This is a genomic window from Taibaiella helva, assembly GCF_003545695.1.
GTDB classification, from domain to species: domain Bacteria; phylum Bacteroidota; class Bacteroidia; order Chitinophagales; family Chitinophagaceae; genus Taibaiella; species Taibaiella helva.
In genome coordinates this window covers 42,010-61,893 of record NZ_QUZZ01000013.1, presented here as the reverse complement: position 1 = coordinate 61,893, position 19,884 = coordinate 42,010, and the positions used below count along the sequence as shown (strand labels likewise).

The following is a 19,884-nucleotide window of genomic DNA, read 5'->3' as shown; positions in this document are numbered from 1 at the left end:
CAGGTATCTGAAGCCGGTTTTGCTATCCAGGAGCGGTCACTTTAACGGATCAGGAAACGGAGATAAGACCTGTGGCCTTTTGCTTCATCAAGCTGGAGGATGTAAATACCTTTCGGCTGCTGCTGTGCCAGCGCCACTCTGCCCGATCCCTTAGCGATATGGCCCGTTGCCACTGTTCTGCCGGCTACATTGGTTACCCGGTAAGACAGGGTCTCCAGCTGAGAGGCCAGGCCTTCTATGGTAAAGATACCGTGGTTGGGATTAGGCACAATAACCAACGCATCGCTGCCCGCATTAATCCTGGCAATACCGCTGCCGGCTTCCACCTTAAAGACGTGGTTGACAGTATGGCCTTCATAGCTCACTTCAAACCGCCAGTCGCCGGAAGGCCAGCTGGCTCCTACCTTCCAGTACCAATACCAGTAGCTGGCATTGTAATATTGCGGTGAGGAATGCGTCCAGGTCTGGAACACGGAATTATCCGGCCGGTAAAGTGTGTAGATTGAGGGCGATGCGGGATTTTGATCGTGATAATAGGCGGCTGCGAACAGCGTATCACCGGGATGAAAAAGACTTTGCGCATTGATCGTTTCCAGCTGCGGGCAATCGGGAAATACAGGTGCATGGCCGTGCGTCATCAGGGTATTGATCGTAGGCTCAATATAAGGCTTCTGGTTGGCCCATAAGCTGGCGCCGGGACGACAGGGCCCGACAAAAGGATCAAGGATATCGCCTGATCCCGTGTGGGTCTCAAAATGCAGGTGTGGCCCGGTAGAGTTGCCGGAGCTACCAACATAACCCAGGAATTCGCCCGCTACTACACTTTGTCCTGGCCCTTTAGCCGTTTGCGAGCCGGTCTTCATATGTCCGTACCAGCATATAGTCCCGTCGCTGTTACCGATGTATACCGCATTCCATGCCGCATTATTGAGCGCACAGCTGTGATCCGGATTACCATCGTCTTTCCCGATGATCACGCCATCGGCAGCAGCGACGATGGCCACCTGCTGATTTTCCTGCATCTGCTGGGAAAAAGGCCAAAGAAAAATATCCACGCCCTGGTGATTGTATCCCGAGGCCTGGTCGTAAGTACGTGCGCCGCAATTCCAGTCCTTTACCTGGTTGGGATAAAGAGGGTCAAGGTCTACATAATTGCTGATACCATAATAGCTGTTGTAGCTGAAGCCGGGTTCCTGGCGCAGTGGCCAGATAAAAGTGCCTGCAGTCGGCTTGGCATCCGCAGGTTGAGATGTTCCCCAGTCAGCGGCCAGTTTTCCTTCCGCTTTCAATTGTGCAATATTCTTTTCCAGCATGCTGTTGATGCGCTGGTAATCGGCCGGTAGCAGGCAAGGCAAAGCCTCTGTGCGGTAAGATCCGCCGCCCTGGGGCGCCGGTACAGGCTGTGCCGTTACGGCCAGGCTGCAAGCCTGCAGCAGCAGGCAGCTCAGGATTGTTCTCATAGGATATGGTTGTATAGGTGATTGATGACATGATTGCAATGAAGCAGCAAATAATCAGCCTTCCCGAAGCTCCTTGCCGGTAAGCGCGATGAATACATCTTCCAGGTTGGCCTCCTTTACTTTCTTTTTCCGTTCAAAGCCCGAAGCGATGAGGTTATCGATCAGGTTGTCAGGCGTATTGAGGGATACGATCCGGCCGCTGTCGACAATGGCGACACGGTCGCACAACTCTTCCGCTTCATCCATATAATGCGTGGTGATCACGACAGTAGTGCCCGATTGCCGCAGCTGCCGGATGAGGTCCCAAAGGTTGCGCCGGGCCTGGGGATCGAGGCCGGTGGTCGGCTCGTCAAGAAAAATAATGCGGGGCTTATTGATAAGCGTCGTGGCGATGGAGAACCGCTGCTTCTGCCCGCCAGATAACTCCTTGAACTTACTGCGTGCCTTATCTTCCAGGTTAACGCTGCGCAGCAGCGCGAGCGGATCTGCAGGGGCATTGTACAAGCCCGAAAACAGCTCGATCAGCTCCTTCAGGTTCAGGTTGGGATAAAAGCCGGCAGCCTGCAGCTGCACCCCGATCACTTTTTTGATCTCCTGGGGGTGGCTATCCAGGTTCTTGCCATCGACGATCACGGTACCCGAAGTTTTCGTTCTCAGCGTTTCGATGATCTCGAGCGTCGTCGTTTTCCCGGCGCCATTGGGGCCCAGCAAACCAAATATCTCGCCTTCTTCCACTTCAAAGCTCAAGCCGTTCACGGCGGTGAAGTCGCCGTATTTCTTGACCAGGTCCTGCACGCTGATGATTGCCATATGCGGTCGCGGCAGGTTTTGTTCTCCTGCTGCTGCCACAAATGTACAAAGATTTGTGCGGGCCGGCGAAGTACGATAGTGTCCTGAAGGGCGGCCAAAATAAAAAAAATGCTGCACCGGCAGGTGCGGCATTTATACAAAAAGCAAAAGCTTATGCTCTTTTCAGTTATGCCAGGCGTTGCATTGCGCCGGTGTTGCTTACATATTGATATAGTGCATTAGCGACTGGTAGCGATCGATCATGCTTTCTATAGCCGGCATATCGCCGAATACTTCTTTCACCGTGTATTCATAGCGGTCGAAAGAGGCGATCAGGGATTGTATCTCTTTGGTATTCGTTTTCAACACCACTTCCATCAGCTCGCTGCCGGGATAAGTAAATACCTGCACATTGAGCAGGATCACATCGTTGTTCTCACAGATGCGGGCGATCTCCGAAAGCGAATAATTGACCGGCTTCATTTCCAGCACCACGATACCGCCGGACTGATCCAGGCCGGAATTATTGCCCAGGTACTCGAGCAGATCATGCCCGCTTACGGCGCCCAGGTATTTGTTCTGTTCATTGATCACGGGCACGATGGTAATATGCTGCTGTACGGCACGGCGTACGGCCTCATAAGGATGCTGGTTACCGTAGACAACCGGCCTGAACTGCAGGAAATCGGCTGAGGACAAAGGCGCTTCGGGAGTTTCCCAGTTCAACAGGTCATCTTCCCTGATCAGGGCTTTATATTCCTCTCCTTCCACCAGGGACAGATGCGGCAGATGAAACTCCTGCATCAGCTGCAGGGCTTTATCGCCCGAATCCTCGGGGTGCAGTACGGGTATATCCGGTGAAATAAACTGCTGAATGAACATGATTGACATTTTTTACGCTACAGGTACTTCTGCCACTTACTTTAGCTATGACAAAATCCGTTCCAGAGATGCATTGCAGCACATAAGGAATACTGATAGCATTATTGCATTAGTTATGGCTATGGCGCGCCAGGAAGTCAGACAGCAGGCGGTTAAACTCGGCCGGAACTTCCATCATGGGTGCATGGCCACATTTGTCGATCCAATACAGCTCCGAATTGGGCAACAGCTGCTTGAACTCTTCCGCTACCATTGGCGGCGTTACCGTATCGTTCTTACCCCATATGAGGCAGGTAGGTACCTTGATATCGCGCAGCTCCTCGCTCAGGTTGTTCCGGATGGCCGATTTGGCGAGGGCTATGATCTTGATCGCTTTCAGGCGATTGTTCACAATGGAATAGACTTCATCTACCAGGTCCTTGGTCGCAATATTGGGATCGTAAAAGGTCAGCTCGGTTTTCTTACGGATATATTCATAATCGCCACGCTTGGGATAGGTTTCGCCCATACCATTTTCAAACAGTCCGGAGCTTCCTGTCAGCGTCAGCGTCTTTACTTTTTCCTGGTTATGCAGGGTATAGATCAGGCCTACATGGCCACCCAGCGAATTGCCCATCAGATGCACCTTGTCAAACTGGCGGGTTTCGATAAATTTCTGAACATACTTGGCCAATGCGCCGACACCGGTATCCAGGCCGAGATCGAACAAGGGCAGCATAGGAATAATAACCCTGTATTTCGCCTTGAAGTGATCGAAAAGATCCTTGAAGTTGCTCAGGGCCCCAAAAAGTCCGTGCAGTAATATAAGCGGCTCCCCTTCGCCCTCTTCGACGAATTTGAACTTACCGAGCGATTTGATTTCTACTTCCATACACGAATATTAGTTGGCTGCTAAAATACTGCTATTCTGTTATGCCTGCATTATTTTACCGGAAAAAAATTTACAGCTCCAGGCTTACGTTTACCCAGGCCGGATCGAACTGCACGCCGTATTTGCGGTAAAAGCCGATGGCCGGTTCGTTCCAGTCGAGCACCTGCCACATCATACCGCTGAACTGCTTTTCGCGGGCCGTCGCGATAAGGTTGTCCATCAGCAGGCTGCCGATACCTTTTCCCCGCCAGGCCTCCGTTACAATGATATCTTCCAGGTACATGCGCTGCCCTTTCCAGGTAGAATAACGGACATAATACAAGGCAAATCCTACGATCTGCTCCCCTTCCCCACCTGGATCCGGTGCTGCAGCGACCAGGGCCCACCATACCGACTGAGGCCCGAAACCGCTTTCGACAAAATGATCCTCCGTCACGGTTACCTGCTCCGGAGCCTTTTCGTAAAGGGCCAGCTCACGGATCAGCGACATCATGGCCGCTGCGTCGGAACGCTGTGCTGGCCTTACTTTTACTGCTGTTGCTGCTACCATAAATACAAAGCTAGAAGCTTTATGTTTAATTTAGTGGAAGGCTAAGAATATTTATTCGTTTTAAGTGTTTGATAACTTCAGAATACCCTATTTTTACAGCCAGTGTTGCTTTTCTAAACGTATAAACGCTTGTCCACAAATAATTACAGAAACCTGACCGACGAAGACCTGGTGCACCGTATCATCTCCAAGCAGGACCAGGAAGCCTTCGGTACGCTATACCAGCGCTATGTCCATCTCGCGCTGGGCGTCTGCATTAAATACCTGAAAAGCGCCGAACCCGCCAAAGATGCCGTCCAGGTGATCTTTACCAAACTGTGGACGGATGTGCACCAGTACCAGGTACGTAAGTTCAAGCCCTGGTTTTACCAGGTGATCCGGAACCATTGCCTGATGGAACTGCGCAAAAATGATCCCAACCGGAAAACAGTAGCAGAATGGGACATGGACATTGTGGAATTTGAAGATACCCTGCATCATAAGGTAAATGAGGAGCAGCTTCTCCTGTACCTGAATATGTGCCTGAAAGGATTGAATGAAGAGCAGCGTACCTGCATTACCCGCTTCTACCTCGATCAGAAAAGCTACAATGAAACAGCTACCCTCACCGGCTTCTCCGACAAGCAGGTGAAAAGCCATATCCAGAACGGAAGAAGGAACCTGAAGAATTGCCTGCAGCAGAAAATAAGCTAAACGCCACAGATGAACAGCGACGAAAGGATATTACAGATACTGGCCAACAGCGCCTGCCTCAGCAAAGGACAATTGCTGGGCTACATGCGGCATACGCTGTATCCCGAAGAATTACGGGCCGTGGAGCTGCACCTAAGCACCTGTGCGCTGTGCAATGATGCCCTGGAGGGGCTGGAAACCCAGGCTGAAGCGGAAAAGCTATTGGCCAACCTGGTACCGCCGGTGCTGCCTTACGTTGCCCCTAAAGAAAAACCCAAAGAAAAGAAAGAGCCTACCCCGCTGATCCGCCAGGAAAAGCCGCCGGTCCAGGCGCCCACCCGTACAACCACACCTCAGGCTGCTGCGCAGGAAACCGGCGCCACACGGCAGCTGCGCCGGACAAGTGGCTGGGGACGCCCCATCGGTATCGCTGCGCTGCTTGTGCTGGGCATAGGCGCCCTTTGGTATTTTGTCGCGAACAAAGAGCCCTCCTCTTCCACGCCGCAGCTGGCACAACGGGAACAGGAAACGGTGGATAAAACGGCAGCGCCGGTCGCAGATACCGCCAATCCTCAGCTGGCTGCCGTGATGCAGGCTGAAGAGCAAAAAGCAGCCGACCTGGCCCGTGAAAAGAAACGGAAAGATTCGGTGCTGCTCGTACGCCAGGAAGCCAAACAAAAGGCACATAAAGACAGCCTCAACAAGATTGCTGCGCTAAGCAGGGCCGACATTAGCCAGGACGGTGCCCTGGTGCGCAGTGCGGAAACAGCTGAAGAATCGACCAAAGTGGCTTCCGATATTGTGGCCAAAAAGGCGGTGGTTGCGGCAGCACCAGCGCCCAAAAAAGAGGAAGAGAAAAAGGACGAGCCCAGGGAAGCCAAAAAAGCGCTCAGCGATTTCGAGCTGGGTATGCAGAAATACAAGGAGAAGAACTATGCCAGCGCATTGCTCTACTTCAAATCGGCTGAATCGGATAAGAGCGATCCCCGCCACTGGGATGCCGTGTACTACTCTGCACTCTGTAACAAAAATCTCGATAAACGCAGGAAAGCGATCAAGCTGTTTGAGCGGGTCGTGGATGCCAATGCGCCGCAGAAGAAAGCTGCACAGAAACAGCTCGATGAGCTGCAGAAGAAATAATGGGACTAACTCTTATAGGGTTTAAAATCCTATAAGAGTTAGTCCCATTCATAGTCCACCAGGAAATCTTCGCCGGCAACAATATCTTTGGCAGTAACCGGCATCTGCTGCTGCTGCTCCGTAGGATACAGCCATTGTACCTTGCCGTCGAATGTAAAGGATACGGGCATATTGAATCCCGGCACACAATTCTTCCATTGGTAATACAGCACACCTTTCTCCAGCTTAAAAGCCAGTACAGGCAGCATTGCACGCCGCAGGTACTGATCAAATACCCCGGCGAGGTCCTTCCCTGAATAGCCGATCATGAACTGCTCGATCGTTTTACCCTCTACGATCTGGTGGTAATATTTCCGGTTCATCTCTTGCAGCATACCGAAAAATCGGCTGTCATCGTTCATGATCATGCGGATCATGTGGATCATCAACGCTGCTTTATCGTAATGATCATCGCTGCCTTCGTCGCATAAACCGAATTGTCCCTGGGGCGGGGCATCGTTCCGCACAATGTCTTTTTTACCCCGCTGGTACAGGAATGCACGCTCCTTACCTTTCAGACATTCCTCAAAGATCGTTTCGGTATAGGTCGTGAATCCTTCGTGTATCCAGGTATCGGCCTTATCGTAAGCCGTGATGCTGTTGCCGAACCATTCATGACCGCTTTCATGCACGATGATAAAATCGAAGTCCAGCCCGGCGCCAGTACGGCTGCGGTCTTTGCCTCGATAACCCATTTTATATTCATTGCCGTAAGCCACGGCGCTTTGGTGCTCCATGCCCAGGTAAGGTGCTTCTACCAGCTTATAGCCGTCTTCATAGAAAGGATAAGGACCCAGCTTATCTTCAAAGCAGCGCAGCATCGGCTTCACTACCTCGAAATGTTTCTTTGCCTTGTCCAGGTTGGCACGCAGTACATAATAGTCCAGGGACAGTGGTCCTTTGGCGCCATGAAGCGTATCGGACCAATGCGCGTAATGGCCGATATAAAAAGAAATATCATACAGATTGATCGGGTTGCGTACCTGCCAGGTCCACACTGTACCCAGCTTACCTTCGTCCTGCTTTTGCATCAGCCTGCCATTGCCAATAGCCTGCATATCTCCGGGGGCAATAAGCGACAAGGAGACACTATCAGGTTCTTCGCCCTGGAAGTCTTTGCAGGGTAGCCACAAGCTGGCGCCTTGCCCCTGACAGGCCATGCCGATCCAGGGCCTGCCCTGCCGGTCCTTCGACAACACCAGCCCACCATCCCAGGGCGCCTGCTTCGCCTTTATCGGATCACCTCCGTAGCTGATCTCTAGCTCGAATATGTCTCCCTTCTTCAGCTTACGGAAATCGTCATAGATGTACCAGACATTCTCCTGCTGCCGCAGCTTCGCGGCGGGCTTCTCGCCATACGTTACCCCTTTGATCCGGAGTGGCTGTACCAGGTCGATCTGCAGGGAATCCTGCGGCTGATCTGTAACCTGCGCACGGATCAGTACCCGGCCATCCAGGTATCCCGTAACGCTATCGACCTGTAAAAGGATATCGTAGCTGTTTGCCTTCCACCAGGCCCTTGCCGGTGTGTTGGTGCAATGCGCGCTATTGCTGGACTGCGCTGCAACGCAAAAGGGTAACCAAACAGCCAGTAAAAGGTATAACCATCTCATAGCTCTATTTATTGTAGACATTCATGGTACGTTCGATACCGATAGTGGCGAAGCTTTCGATCACCTCAACCGATTTCAGTATCTTATCTGTTACATAAGGCAATTCATCGCTGCGCCATTTGCCCAGCACAAATTCCACCTGCCTGCCTTTCGGGAAATCGTTGCCGATGCCAAAGCGCAGCCGCGGGTAAGCCGGAGAGCCCAGCACTTCCTGGATGTCGCGCAGGCCGTTGTGCCCGGCATGAGAACCGGAAGCCCTTACCCGGATGGTCTCTATAGGCAAAGCCATCTCGTCGACGATCACCAGCATTTGCTCAACAGGTATCTTTTCCTTATCCAGCCAGTATTTTACGGCTTTCCCGCTCAGGTTCATGAATGTCGTAGGCTTGATCACCACAAATTGCTTGCCCTTCCATTTAACCTCGGCCACATAGGCATGCCGATCCAGCTTAAAGCTGCCGCCATGCTTGAGCACGAAAGCATCGGCCACGTCAAAGCCTATATTGTGTCGGGTTGCATCATATTCCGCACCGATATTGCCCAGTCCGACTATAAGATATTTCATACTGCAATATTAAAGAGCGCAAAGGTAATTTGTTTCACCAAGGCCTTCTTCTTCTTGTCCAGGTATTTTTAAATGCTTATTTTGCCCGTTGATCAAATTATCGCTAATGACGTCTAAGACACCGCAACGCAACCACCCCAAAGGATTACCTTTTCTTTTTTTTACGGAAATGTGGGAACGCTTCGGCTATTACCTGATGCTCGGCATCTTCGTATTGTATATGATCGACGTCGAAAAAGGCGGCATGGGTTTTCCCGATGCCAATGCCGATGATATTTTCGGAACCTTCATCGCCTTCACCTACCTCACCCCTTTCCTAGGTGGCTTCCTGGCCGACCGCAAGCTGGGCTATATAAGGTCGGTTTATCTCGGCGGCGCATTGATGGGCGTCGGCTATATAGGCCTGGCCGTGCCGGGGCTGGCCGGCTTCTATACTTCCATAGCGCTGATCATTATCGGCAACGGCTTTTTCAAGCCCAGCATCTCCACCCTGCTGGGCAACCTGTATTCGGAAGAGCCTTATAAAGATAAAAAGGACGCTGGCTACAATATCTTTTACATGGGCATCAATATCGGCGCTTTCGTCTGCAACATCATCGCCGCCTTTATGCGCAACAAGATCGGCTGGCATGCTGCCTTCATTACAGCAGGTGTAGGCATGTTCCTGGGGCTTATCATCTTTACCATAGGGCTGAAGCATTACCGGCATGTGAATGTGCTGAAACCGGCCGTGGCCGGCGATATGGGCATCGGCAAGGTGCTTTCTGTCGTATTCCTGCCGGCCATTGCGGCCGGTGTGCTGGGCTGGGTGATTCCCGGCAACCTGCTGGGCAGCGACAGCACCGATGCTTTTATCTTTGCCACAATACCCGTGATCGGCTTTTTCATTTCCCTGCTGCTGCGCGCCAATAAGGAAGACAAGAGGCCAATCGCCGCGCTGCTGGCTATCTTTGCCGTGAGCGTCATGTTCTGGGCGGTGTTCAAGCAAAATGGTACCGCCCTTACCCGCTGGGCCAAATTCTATACCGACCGGCAGGTTTCCGAAAGCGTGGAGAAGCCTGTAGCGGCGCTCTTTCTTGCTGAAGAAATTCCATCGGCCATCGGTACCGTGACCCGTTACGACGACCAGTTCAGGGCCGAAAAAGATGCCGACGGAAAAGTGATCAAGGAAGAGGGAAAAGACATCTACTTCCGCAATGCCGCACCGGAAAGCATTCCGCAGGACGGGCGCCCGGTATACCTGATGAATACCGAGCTGTTCCAGTCCGTCAATCCCGCATGGGTCATTATCCTGACACCGGTTGTAGTAGCTTTCTTTGCCTTGCTGCGCCGGAAAGGAAAAGAGCCGAGCACGCCTTCCAAGATCGCCATTGGCTTGCTCATCTCTGCATTGTCCACACTCGTTATGGTAGCCGCGGTCTATATCGGCGGCAACGGCGCCATCAAGGTTTCGCCTTTATGGCTGATCGCTTGCTATGGTGTGATCACCGTGGGCGAGCTGTTCCTTAGCCCGATGGGCCTTTCCCTGGTATCGAAGCTGAGCCCGCCGCGGATCACCGCGCTGATGATGGGCGGCTTTTTCCTGTCGACTTCTATCGGCAACAAGCTGTCGGGTATCCTGGCCAGTACCTGGTACAGCTATGAGAACAAAGCCCACTTCTTCCTCTTCAACTGTGTTTTGCTGCTGGCCTCGGCCGCAATCGGCTTCGTGATGCTGCGCTGGCTGAACCGGATCATGCGCGAAAAAGGTTTGAAATAAATGGTGTCCCCCGGACATCAAACCAACATGTCGTCAAAAGTAATATGGCCCATAACGAGGCAGGTTAAAAAAATGGTGAGCGATTAAACACTGATCCTCCTGGCGGGTCATAGCAAAGGATCGGGGGAAAATTGGGGGTAATTTTCCACAGGTATCTTGCCGATCCGAAAAAATAACTACCTTTCCCCACCGTTTTTTTATTCATAATAAAAATTTAACTACTACGAATGTCTCAAACAACTACTATCGATGGATTGAACAAGGACATGCCCGCCCCGGAAGTGCCGGGAACTTCCAAAGGGCATCCTAAAGGTCTCTACCTGCTGTTCTTTACCGAAATGTGGGAGCGCTTCAGCTATTATGGTATGCGTGCCATCTTCGTGCTGTTCATGACCAAGATGCTGCTGATGACCAACCAGGATGCTTCCAACATTTACGGAAGCTATACCGGACTGGTGTACCTCACTCCCCTGCTGGGCGGCTACCTGAGCGACCGCTACCTGGGTAATCGCCGCAGCATCGTCATCGGTGGTGTTCTTATGGCTATAGGCCAGTTCCTGATGTTCCTCAGTGCTTCTACGGCAGGCGGGGCGGCCATCACCATGATGTGGGCCGGCCTCACTTTCCTCATTATCGGCAACGGCTTCTTCAAACCGAACATATCCAGTATGGTAGGACAGCTTTATCCCAAAGGGGACAGCCGCATCGACGGAGCCTTCACGATATTCTACATGGGCATCAACCTGGGCGCTTTCTTCTCTCCCCTCATCTGCGGCAGCCTTGCCGAGAAAGTGGATTTCAAATGGGGCTTTCTGGCAGCCTGTATCGGCATGATCATCGGTATCATCACCTTTGTCCTGTTCAAGGGCAAGATGCTGGTCAATAGCGAAAAGCAAGGAATCGGCCTGCCGATCAAAGGCCTGGATATAAAAGGGATCAGCATGATCGTGGGTACGATTGCCCTCATCTTTTTCCTGCTCAACTTCAAAGACCTGTTCAAGTCAGATGCCGACATTATCGGTTACCTGATCTACGGCGCTATGATCGTGATCCCGGTAGCGATTCTTACCGATAAAAGCATTACTTCCGAAGAGCGGAGCCGCATCCTCGTGATCTTCATCCTGGCCTTCTTCGTGATCTTCTTCTGGAGCGCCTTTGAACAAGCCGGCGCCTCCCTTACCATTTTTGCCGAGCAGCAGACCAACCGTAACATCGGCAGCTGGGAAATGCCGGCTTCCTGGTTCCAGTCGGTAAACCCGCTCGCCATTATTACCCTGGCGCCGATCTTTTCTGTGATCTGGGCCATGCTGAGCAAACGTAACCTGGAGCCCGCTTCGCCCCGCAAAATGGCCTACGGCCTGCTGTTGCTGTGCCTCGGCTATATCGTGATTGCGGTGGGCGTACATGGCGTTGACAGCAATGTCAAAATCAGCATGTGGTGGCTGATGGCCCTGTACCTGCTGCACACTATGGGTGAGCTGTGCCTGTCTCCGATCGGCCTGTCGATGGTATCCAAGCTGTCGCCCCTGCGCTTCTCCTCCCTGCTGATGGGTACCTGGTTCCTGGCCAACGCTGCTGCCAATAAGCTGGCCGGTACCCTGAGCGCTCTGATCCCGCCCAGCGCCGAAGATCTGGCCAAGGGAGTGAAGATTCCGCACCTGTTCGGCTATGCGATCAACAACCTTTATGACTTCTTTATGGTGTTCATCATCATGACCGGTGTCGCTTCAATTATCCTGTTCGTGCTGAGCGGCACCCTGCTGAAGATGATGCGCGGCATCCGATAAACAATTCTCTTTTACCGCTAAAGCCTCCTGTTACAGGAGGCTTTAGCTTTAAACACCCTCAAAGCGCTGCGCATGGACAACCGGACGCTGACCCTGGATCAGATCCAGGACTTCAAGGGAAAATATCCCAAACAACTGTGGTACCTTTTCTTCAGTGAAATGTGGGAGCGTTTCTGCTTCTACGGCATGCGGGGCATGCTTACCTTCTTCATGATCCATCAGCTGATGTTCAATGAAAAGGATGCCAACCTGCAATACGGCGCTACGCAGGCTTTCGTATATGCTTTTACGTTTATCGGGGGGCTGTTTGCCGACAAGATACTGGGCTTCCGCAAATCCCTGTTCTGGGGCGGTATCCTCATGATCGTCGGCAGTTGCATTCTGGCTTATGACCCGCACCGGTTCTTCTTCCTGGGGATCAGCTTTACCATCATCGGCACGGGTTTCTTCAAGCCCAATATCTCTACCATGGTAGGCTCGCTTTACCGCAACAGTGACGACCGCAGGGATGCCGGCTTCTCTCTTTTCTATTCCGGCATCAATATCGGCGCGTTGCTGGGTGGCTATCTTTGCGTTGCTATCGGCAAAGGACAGGTGCTGAGCTCCCTGATTCCCGCCGATCATACCTGGAACGTCGCCTTCAGCCTTGCCGCTGTGGTGATGACCATCAGCCTGGTTACCTTCCTGTTTACCCAAAAGACCCTGGGTCCTATCGGTCTTTCGCCGCTGCTGCCCAAACCGGTGGCTAACCAGGGTATGGAATCCGATACGATCTTCAGCGGCGATCCTAAAGTGGCCGGTCCGGCAGCTCCGGGCAGGAGCCGCAAATGGTATGAATATGTCGTTTACCTGGGCTCCCTGGCCCTGATCCCGGTGATCATGGCTATGGTATCGAAAACAGAGTACACCAATTATTTTATGTGGACCATTGGCCCGCTGACGCTGGTGTACCTGTTCTATGAAATGAGCAAGTGTACCCCTGCCGAACGGAAAAAGCTGGGCGCCGCTTTGGTGTTCATTATCTTCTCTATCTTTTTCTGGGGTATTTATGAGCAGAGCGGCGGCTCGCTGAGCGTATTTGCCGCAGAGAACCTGAGCGACAAGATGCTGGGCTTTCTCCACCTGGATCCCAATGGCGTAAACAATGCCGCCAACGCCCTGTTTGTGATCATCCTGGCGCCTGTGATCGGTGTGCTATGGCTGTGGATGAGTAAACGCCGGATAGAGCCCAATACCGTAGTGAAATTCGGCCTGGGTTTCGTATTCCTGGCCCTGGCCTATTATGTTTTTTACGCCACACGCTTTTTTGCCGATGCCAAAGGCGTTACCTCGCTCGATGTGTTTACGGTAGCTTACCTGGTGGTAACCATCGGAGAGCTGTGCCTGTCGCCCATTGGCCTGTCGATCATGACCAAGCTCTCGCCGGGCCGCCTGCAGGGGATGATGATGGGCATGTGGTTCCTGGCCAGCGCTTACGGGCAATATGTAGCGGGACTGGTGGGCGCAAGCCTTGCCGAAGTGAAGGAAGGTAAGACCTATTCCCTGATCGAAAAGCTGCAGATCTATACCGACGGCTATTTCATGCTGGCCCTGTATGCGCTGGGCGCAGGTGTGCTGCTGATCATCATTTCACCCATCGTACGGAAGATGATGCAGGAGGTCAAATAGCGTTGACCATTTAAATACCTGAATGCATAAAGACACAGCATGGCACCATTCCCATAACAAATGCTAAAATAACGGCATACCCCTGAATACATAGAGACGTAGCAATGCTACGTCTCTATGTATTCAGGCTATCGGGGTCCTGCCCTTTTAGTGCTGTTGATCAACATTAAGCTCTTCCGATGAAGGCAACTCCTGCTAAAAAAAGCAGCTGCCCGCTTGGGCAGCTGCTTCGAACCTATCCTGCGGATAGATGGATTATACCTTAAAGCGCCAGCCGTAGGTATCGGGTACGCGACCATAACGGATATCGTCGAGCTGTGCTTTGATTTTTGGTGAAATGCTCCAGGTCGCCACATCGGGCAGGTGCAGAGTCTCTTCTTTGTAGGTCAGGTCGGAGATAAAGGACATAGAGGCAGCGGTACCGCTGCCAAATGCTTCCTGCAACTTGCCGCTCTTCTGCGCTTCAATCAGCTCGTCGATGCTGATGGGGCGCTCTTCTACTTTAATACCATTTTCCTTGAGCAGGGTAATGATGCTGGCGCGGGTAACACCGGCCAGGATAGTGCCGCTGTTCAGATCGGGGGTAAGCGCAACGCCGTCCACAATGAAAAATACGTTCATGGTACCGATCTCCTGCACATATTTGTTCTCTACCGCGTCGGTCCACAGGTTCTGATCATAGCCCATTTTGCGCACTTCGGCGGAGGGCAGCATGCTGGCGCCGTAGTTACCTGCAGCTTTAGTAAAGCCAATGCCACCTTTTGCAGCGCGTACATAATGATCCTGTACGTAAATACGCACAGGCTTATTGTAATAAGCGCCGGCAGGGCTGGTAATAATCGCAAAACGGTAAGTATCGGAAGGGCGAACGCCGATGAACTCATCCATGGCGATCATGAAAGGGCGGATATACAGGGAAGTTTCCGCTTCGCCGGGTACCCACTCGGCATCCAGCTCGATCAGCTGGCGCAAGCCTTCCATGAAGATCTCTTCGGGAAGCTCGGGCATACCCATACGGTGAGCCGATACATTAAGACGCGCCCAGTTGTCGTGCGGCCTGAAAACGGCTACAGAGCCATCGGGCTGCCGGTATGCCTTTACCCCTTCGAAAATCGCCTGACCATAGTGAATGAAAGAGGTCGCCGGGCTCAGGCTGAAATTTTCAAAAGGTACAATTTCCGGTGTTTTCCATTCGCCATCTTTATAATCGCAAACCAGCATGTGGTCGGAATATTCTTTACCAAATACAAGATTCTCCTTGGTGAAAGGATGGACTCTGCTTTTCTCCGTTTTCCGGACATTGATGTTAAGCATAGAAACATTCATAAATTTTACGATTTACTCTGTTTTAAATTAACTTTCTTTCTGCAATCGCTATCTTTGACGGTGCAAAGGAACGAAAATTTTCCCGCCTTCGTTTATCAATAGGATATTTTACAATAATATGATAATGTTAAATACTAAAAATAATAATTTTTACAATATTTTATTTTCTAACAATAAAATCATTAATCATAAAGATAAGGCTGAAAAAAATATTAGTGAGGAATTACTAACTGTCAGGACACTGGTATTGTGCCGGCCATTCGAAAGAATGCCGGAAGAGATGGAACAACTGGAAAAAATATTGATTGCCTGTAAATTACAAAAAGAAGCGTATAAAGTTGACCAAAACCCAAATTCCTGGTCTTTTTACCGGAAGTTTGAAAACATTAAAGAAATTTTACTGTTCGGCATATCTGAAAAAGACTTAAACTTAAACATTTCGTTTACTGAAAATCAAATAAATAGATTTGACAATAGAGTTTTCATTAAAACGACATCGCTCGCCGGGATCCTGAATAGCCAGCAGATCAAAAATGATCTTTGGCAGAATGCGTTGAAGATCCATTTCTTATCCTGATTTCCTTTTTCTATCTATTTTTCTATGAAACTCATTTTTGCTTCTAATAATAAAGGTAAAATAGCTGAAGTTCAAACTTTAGTAAATAATAATCTAAAAATATTTTCATTATTAGAAGCTGGTATTACCGAACCGATAAAAGAACCCTTCGATACCTTCAGGGAGAATGCCTGGGCAAAGGCTGATTATGTGTATCGCCAAACGGGTCTGCCCTGCTTTGCCGACGACAGCGGGCTTGTTGTACCGGCGCTTAATGGCGCCCCCGGTGTCTACAGCGCCCGCTATGCCGGTGAGCCGGCCGATGATGCGGCCAACAACCGCAAGCTGCTGGCCGCTATTGAAGCCATGGACGCGCCCGAAGCTTATTACCAGGCAGTGATCTGCTATATTGGAGACGATGGCACACATTACTTTGAAGGCCGGTGCTACGGTCACCTGGTCCATATACCCCGGGGTACAGGCGGCTTCGGCTACGATCCCTTATTTGTGCCAAACGGATATACAGACACTTTTGGTGAGTTGGCACAGGACATTAAAAACAGGATCAGTCATCGTAGCGAAGCCATGCGCAGCTTCATTGCCTTTCTCAACCAGCCGGAGCAATAACAGCATTGTTCTTCCGGTTATGCTCAATACATAAGCCCATGCTTTTACGCCATTCTTTCGCGCTTCTGCTCCTGCTGGCCGCAATACCCGGCTTTGCCCGTAAAGACAGGGCTGAGGCGCTTCGCCAATCTTTACAAGGCATCGTGGATACCGCCCGTGCCCATATCGGTGTCGGTGTGCTTGACCTGGATACCGGCGACAAGCTGCTCATCAACGGCAACGACAGCTTTCCCATGCAAAGCGTATTCAAGTTCCCACTGGCGATAGCCGTACTGCATCAGATGGAGCAGGAAAAAAAGCCTTTATCCACGCCGGTAAGCCTTTCCCGGAAGAATATGGAAGCCAATACCTGGAGTCCTATGCTACGGGATCATAAAGAGGAACAGATCCGGATTACCCTGGGTGAGCTTCTTTCCTATAGTGTAAAGAAGAGCGACAACAATGCCTGCGATGCCTTATTCCGTCTGGCGGACGGCACACTTGTTGTGGATCAGTATATAAAGTCATTGGGCATCAAGGGTATGGCTATAAAGGCTACGGAGGCGGAAATGAGGATGGCCTGGCCGGTGCAGTACACCAACAGCTGCCGACCGGATGCTATGCTGCAATTGCTTCAGCAGTTTTACCGGAAGAAACTGCTCTCTCCGGAGCACCAGCAATTCCTGTGGCAGATTATGACGGATAGCGAAAACCCCGCCGATCGTATTAAAGGCCTGCTGCCGGCGCAGGCAGTTGTTACCCACAAGACCGGGACTTCGGATACCAATGAGCAGGGCCTGACAGCTGCCACCAATGATGTGGGCATTATCAGCCTGCCCAATGGAAGGCATATCGCTCTGGTCGTTTATGTATCGGACTTTAAGGGTGGTACCGCCAGGGGCGCGCACCTGATCGCCATCGTTGCAAAAGCCGTGTGGGATCATTACAGCGATAAGTAAAAGCATCATTTACCATTACCAGTAGGGACGTAGCAGTGCTACGCCCCTACTGGTATGATATCAGCAGCATACTGCTACTTCCCTACTGATAAATGGGATCAACAATACATCCCGACATCGCTATTTACCTGCAGAGAGCAGGTTCATCATCAGCTTAATCGCCCCATTGTTACCCGCAGGCAATTGCCTGAAAAAAACTAGGGAAGTATAAATAAACCGGCCTTTGCCGTAAGGGGTATAAATGATTGCGCTTTCCAAAGGCTTTTCTCCTGTGTCATGCATCGACAATAAGGTCTTGTAATGCGGGTCGAGGCCGGTGGGATAATAAATCCCCCTCTCCTGCACCCAGTGATCAAAGTCTTTTCCGGTGATCTCATTGGGAAAATGCAGCAGCCGGGCCTGGGGATCAGTAAAGGTTACTGTAGCATCTTCTTCCGTTACCCTGTCTCTTGAAATGCTGAAGGGGTAAGGCCCGTATTGACTGGTCTGCAGGTTCTGGTTGGTATTGTACTGCACCAGCAGCGTGCCGCCATTGGCGACATATTGCATCAATACAGGCATCCAGCTGCTGATCTGTTTCTTTGTATTGTAAGCGCGTACGCCCAGCACTATAGCATCGAACTGCGACAGGTAGGCAGCATTGCTCATCGCGCTCTCGGGCACCTGGTCTACGTCCAGGCCGGTCTGGCCCAGCACTTCAGCAACATGATCGCCTGCGCCTTCGATGTACCCGATCTTTTTCACGGCTGCCTTCCAGTCTTTCCGTACGATCTTCATCGAGGCATCGGTAAGGTATTGCAGGTCGGGTAAATGAGGATACTGGATCAGGTGCAGCTCCCGGTTATAGATTTTGCCACCGGCTTCAACCGAACACAGCAGCTCATCATGCTCACCAGACAAGCCTGTCACCGGCACCTCGATGCTGTACAGGGTATCCAGGCCGTTCCTGAGCTGCCCCAGGGACTGGACGGCCAGTTCCTTGTCTTTTAAGTGGATCACTAAACGGGCATTGCTTACCGCACCATAAGTTCTGACACGCACTCCTATCCTTTTGCTTTTTCCTTCATCATAGATAAACAGCGCATGCAGGGGTGCGACAGAAACTTCGGGGACGATACGCAGCTGTTGCACCACGTCGCCTTTTACGGGATCCAGTTTTTTATAGGAAACAGGCGCTGCGGAAGAGAAGACTTCTCCTGCTACTTTAAACGTCACCGTAGCTGCCAGCCGGTTAGGTGTTTCGGGTGCGCCGGCATAAACGCTGTCGTACTGGTAAGCGCCGGTAGAGGCGGCATACCGCAGCCAGTAAGGTTCGGTAAGTGGCTGGTCGGTATTCAGCCGGATGTCATATTTAAAAGACTGCAGCATGTCGGGGGATAAGGCTGCAGGCTGTACACTGCCCTGTGCTACCGCCACCGGGAAGCCGATCGATTCGAGGCTTACCGGTACCTTGCTGCGGGTAATTACATTGACGGTAACCGGTATCGTTTTGCCCGCCACGGATTCGGGGTTATCGGTAAGGGCTTCCAGCATCACGCCGGCGCAGGAGGCGACGATATCGTTCAGCTCGCTCAGCTTCTGATTTTTCCAGTAGGGATCGCTGACGGTATTGATCTCCTTCCTGATCGCTGCCAAAGCGTGCAGACTTTGGGAGGGGTCTTTAAAATTGAAGCCGTCGATCACGGCTTGTATATGTTCTCCTATCTCTTTGCGGCCTACCCTGCCCCAGCTCAGGTCGATGCCATCATATAAAGAATTGGTTGCCGGCGCGCCGGCCAGCAGCTTAAAATACTCGTTATTGATGCCTACCGACTGCGGCGTACCGGCGCCCTGGCTTTTGTGAATGCTGCGGCTGCGGCCGGCCATTTCGCCATAACCTTCACCCAGCAACGGATCGAACTGATTGACGGGCACCTTGAACTGGTCTTCGCTGGTAGTATTCATGCTACCGAACCGGAAGGCATTGAAAAATAAACGGGTAGGCACCCAAACCGGCTTACCCGATTGCTTCATTTGTTCCAGGTGTTTAAAAGCGTCTCCGGCAACAATGGCTGAAACTGTATGCTGTCCGTGACCGCCCTCGCCCGTAGTAGGAAAGCGGCAGATGATCACATCGGGGCGATATTGCTGAAAAGCAGCCATCACATCGTCGGTTAGCTTGTTCCGGTTCCAGAATTTGAAGGTCTCTTCCGGAGATTTGGTGTATCCGAAATCGATTACATGGGTGAACAGCTGCTCGGCGCCATCGATCTTGCGGGCTTCCATAAGCTCATGCGTGCGGATAAGGCCGAGCGTGCTGCCTTGTTCGTTGCCGAGTATATTCTGTCCGCCATCGCCACGGGTCAGCGAAAGGTAGACGGTGCGCACATGATCGTGATGTACCAGGTAAGAGATCAGGCGGGTATTCTCATCATCGGGATGCGCCGCAACATACATTACGGTACCCAGTACATTCAACTGCTGCAGCTTCTGGTAGATCTCCGCAGAAGGCATAGGGCGGTACTGTTGCGCCTGCAGGGAAAGCGACAGGCCGGTCAACGCAAAGAGCGTAAAGAATTTCTTCATCAATAAGTTGCATTTAAAAACCCCGCAGCAAAGCTACGGGGTTTCAAAGATCAGAAAGCAAGCTGATTTCCGGTCAT

Annotated in this window: 17 protein-coding genes; 8 read left to right on the top strand and 9 right to left on the bottom strand. The window is 51.5% G+C overall.

Annotated elements, in window-relative coordinates; translation table 11 throughout:
• Positions 1 to 41 precede the first annotated feature (41 nt).
• From DZC79_RS21780 to DZC79_RS17755, 5 genes are all read right to left on the bottom strand, one after another.
• The gene (locus DZC79_RS21780) at positions 42 to 1,460 is read right to left on the bottom strand and encodes a peptidoglycan DD-metalloendopeptidase family protein (RefSeq protein ID WP_118952957.1); all 1,419 of its coding nucleotides are present in this window, start codon (positions 1,458 to 1,460) and stop codon (positions 42 to 44) included.
• Positions 1,461 to 1,514: 54 nt separating this feature from the next.
• Positions 1,515 to 2,270: an ABC transporter ATP-binding protein gene (locus DZC79_RS17770; protein WP_118953017.1), complete on the bottom strand. Its 756-nt coding sequence runs from the start codon at positions 2,268 to 2,270 to the stop codon at positions 1,515 to 1,517.
• 198 nt (positions 2,271 to 2,468) lie between these two features.
• Positions 2,469 to 3,131 carry a CBS domain-containing protein gene (locus DZC79_RS17765; RefSeq protein ID WP_157977248.1) on the bottom strand — a complete coding sequence of 221 codons (663 nt, stop codon included), beginning with the start codon at positions 3,129 to 3,131 and terminating at the stop codon, positions 2,469 to 2,471.
• A 109-nt stretch (positions 3,132 to 3,240) separates the two neighbouring features.
• Positions 3,241 to 4,002, bottom strand: a complete 762-nt coding sequence (locus DZC79_RS17760) for an alpha/beta fold hydrolase (protein ID WP_118952955.1) — start codon at positions 4,000 to 4,002, stop codon at positions 3,241 to 3,243.
• Between the two features lie 70 nt (positions 4,003 to 4,072).
• A complete protein-coding gene (locus DZC79_RS17755) occupies positions 4,073 to 4,552 on the bottom strand; it encodes a GNAT family N-acetyltransferase (RefSeq protein ID WP_118952954.1) in 480 nt (159 codons plus the stop codon).
• Between the two features lie 129 nt (positions 4,553 to 4,681).
• On the opposite strand from DZC79_RS17755, the gene DZC79_RS17750 reads away from it, so the two are divergent.
• The gene (locus DZC79_RS17750; RefSeq protein WP_118952953.1) at positions 4,682 to 5,245 is read left to right on the top strand and encodes an RNA polymerase sigma factor; all 564 of its coding nucleotides are present in this window, start codon (positions 4,682 to 4,684) and stop codon (positions 5,243 to 5,245) included.
• Positions 5,246 to 5,254: 9 nt separating this feature from the next.
• Complete coding sequence (locus DZC79_RS17745) at positions 5,255 to 6,364, top strand: hypothetical protein (protein ID WP_118952952.1); 1,110 nt, start codon at positions 5,255 to 5,257, stop codon at positions 6,362 to 6,364.
• Between the two features lie 38 nt (positions 6,365 to 6,402).
• Here DZC79_RS17745 and DZC79_RS17740 read toward each other — a convergent pair whose 3' ends face one another.
• Together DZC79_RS17740 and pth are read right to left on the bottom strand one after the other, a co-directional pair.
• The gene (locus DZC79_RS17740) at positions 6,403 to 8,016 is read right to left on the bottom strand and encodes a M1 family metallopeptidase (RefSeq protein WP_157977247.1); all 1,614 of its coding nucleotides are present in this window, start codon (positions 8,014 to 8,016) and stop codon (positions 6,403 to 6,405) included.
• Between the two features lie 4 nt (positions 8,017 to 8,020).
• The gene (pth, locus tag DZC79_RS17735) at positions 8,021 to 8,581 is read right to left on the bottom strand and encodes an aminoacyl-tRNA hydrolase (protein ID WP_118952950.1); all 561 of its coding nucleotides are present in this window, start codon (positions 8,579 to 8,581) and stop codon (positions 8,021 to 8,023) included.
• 106 nt (positions 8,582 to 8,687) lie between these two features.
• Between pth and DZC79_RS17730 the strand changes: the two genes are divergently transcribed.
• The 3 genes from DZC79_RS17730 (at position 8,688) to DZC79_RS17720 (ending at position 13,795) form a co-directional block, all read left to right on the top strand.
• Positions 8,688 to 10,340, top strand: a complete 1,653-nt coding sequence (locus DZC79_RS17730) for a peptide MFS transporter (protein ID WP_118952949.1) — start codon at positions 8,688 to 8,690, stop codon at positions 10,338 to 10,340.
• Positions 10,341 to 10,567: 227 nt separating this feature from the next.
• A complete protein-coding gene (locus DZC79_RS17725; RefSeq protein WP_232831871.1) occupies positions 10,568 to 12,127 on the top strand; it encodes a peptide MFS transporter in 1,560 nt (519 codons plus the stop codon).
• 72 nt (positions 12,128 to 12,199) lie between these two features.
• Positions 12,200 to 13,795: a peptide MFS transporter gene (locus DZC79_RS17720; protein ID WP_118952948.1), complete on the top strand. Its 1,596-nt coding sequence runs from the start codon at positions 12,200 to 12,202 to the stop codon at positions 13,793 to 13,795.
• A gap of 255 nt (positions 13,796 to 14,050) precedes the next feature.
• Here the strand turns inward: DZC79_RS17720 and DZC79_RS17715 are convergent, their stop codons facing one another.
• Positions 14,051 to 15,121 carry a branched-chain amino acid aminotransferase gene (locus DZC79_RS17715; protein ID WP_118952947.1) on the bottom strand — a complete coding sequence of 357 codons (1,071 nt, stop codon included), beginning with the start codon at positions 15,119 to 15,121 and terminating at the stop codon, positions 14,051 to 14,053.
• Positions 15,122 to 15,245: 124 nt separating this feature from the next.
• On the opposite strand from DZC79_RS17715, the gene DZC79_RS17710 reads away from it, so the two are divergent.
• The 3 genes from DZC79_RS17710 to bla are packed head-to-tail and all read left to right on the top strand — an operon-like array spanning position 15,246 to position 17,242.
• The gene (locus tag DZC79_RS17710; protein WP_157977246.1) at positions 15,246 to 15,698 is read left to right on the top strand and encodes a hypothetical protein; all 453 of its coding nucleotides are present in this window, start codon (positions 15,246 to 15,248) and stop codon (positions 15,696 to 15,698) included.
• A 24-nt stretch (positions 15,699 to 15,722) separates the two neighbouring features.
• Positions 15,723 to 16,304 (top strand): RdgB/HAM1 family non-canonical purine NTP pyrophosphatase, encoded by a 582-nt coding sequence (gene rdgB / locus DZC79_RS17705; protein ID WP_118952945.1) that lies wholly within the window; start codon positions 15,723 to 15,725, stop codon positions 16,302 to 16,304.
• A gap of 38 nt (positions 16,305 to 16,342) precedes the next feature.
• Positions 16,343 to 17,242, top strand: coding sequence for a class A beta-lactamase, subclass A2 (gene bla / locus DZC79_RS17700; protein ID WP_118952944.1), 900 nt, complete (start codon positions 16,343 to 16,345; stop codon positions 17,240 to 17,242).
• Between the two features lie 120 nt (positions 17,243 to 17,362).
• On the opposite strand, the gene DZC79_RS17695 is transcribed toward bla, so the two are convergent.
• Positions 17,363 to 19,807 carry a PIG-L family deacetylase gene (locus tag DZC79_RS17695; protein ID WP_118952943.1) on the bottom strand — a complete coding sequence of 815 codons (2,445 nt, stop codon included), beginning with the start codon at positions 19,805 to 19,807 and terminating at the stop codon, positions 17,363 to 17,365.
• Positions 19,808 to 19,884 lie beyond the last annotated feature (77 nt).

What these genes read in the sequence shown, in the direction of transcription:
- DZC79_RS21780 (WP_118952957.1), bottom strand. Translation starts at nt 1,460, where the DNA reads ATGAGAACAATCCTGAGCTGCCTGCTGCTGCAGGCTTGCAGCCTGGCC.
- DZC79_RS17770 (WP_118953017.1), bottom strand. Translation starts at nt 2,270, where the DNA reads ATGGCAATCATCAGCGTGCAGGACCTGGTCAAGAAATACGGCGACTTC.
- DZC79_RS17765 (WP_157977248.1), bottom strand. Translation starts at nt 3,131, where the DNA reads ATGTTCATTCAGCAGTTTATTTCACCGGATATACCCGTACTGCACCCC.
- DZC79_RS17760 (WP_118952955.1), bottom strand. Translation starts at nt 4,002, where the DNA reads ATGGAAGTAGAAATCAAATCGCTCGGTAAGTTCAAATTCGTCGAAGAG.
- DZC79_RS17755 (WP_118952954.1), bottom strand. Translation starts at nt 4,552, where the DNA reads ATGGTAGCAGCAACAGCAGTAAAAGTAAGGCCAGCACAGCGTTCCGAC.
- DZC79_RS17745 (WP_118952952.1), top strand. Translation starts at nt 5,255, where the DNA reads ATGAACAGCGACGAAAGGATATTACAGATACTGGCCAACAGCGCCTGC.
- DZC79_RS17740 (WP_157977247.1), bottom strand. Translation starts at nt 8,016, where the DNA reads ATGAGATGGTTATACCTTTTACTGGCTGTTTGGTTACCCTTTTGCGTT.
- pth (WP_118952950.1), bottom strand. Translation starts at nt 8,581, where the DNA reads ATGAAATATCTTATAGTCGGACTGGGCAATATCGGTGCGGAATATGAT.
- DZC79_RS17730 (WP_118952949.1), top strand. Translation starts at nt 8,688, where the DNA reads ATGACGTCTAAGACACCGCAACGCAACCACCCCAAAGGATTACCTTTT.
- DZC79_RS17725 (WP_232831871.1), top strand. Translation starts at nt 10,568, where the DNA reads ATGTCTCAAACAACTACTATCGATGGATTGAACAAGGACATGCCCGCC.
- DZC79_RS17720 (WP_118952948.1), top strand. Translation starts at nt 12,200, where the DNA reads ATGGACAACCGGACGCTGACCCTGGATCAGATCCAGGACTTCAAGGGA.
- DZC79_RS17715 (WP_118952947.1), bottom strand. Translation starts at nt 15,121, where the DNA reads ATGAATGTTTCTATGCTTAACATCAATGTCCGGAAAACGGAGAAAAGC.
- DZC79_RS17710 (WP_157977246.1), top strand. Translation starts at nt 15,246, where the DNA reads ATGTTAAATACTAAAAATAATAATTTTTACAATATTTTATTTTCTAAC.
- rdgB (WP_118952945.1), top strand. Translation starts at nt 15,723, where the DNA reads ATGAAACTCATTTTTGCTTCTAATAATAAAGGTAAAATAGCTGAAGTT.
- bla (WP_118952944.1), top strand. Translation starts at nt 16,343, where the DNA reads ATGCTTTTACGCCATTCTTTCGCGCTTCTGCTCCTGCTGGCCGCAATA.
- DZC79_RS17695 (WP_118952943.1), bottom strand. Translation starts at nt 19,807, where the DNA reads ATGAAGAAATTCTTTACGCTCTTTGCGTTGACCGGCCTGTCGCTTTCC.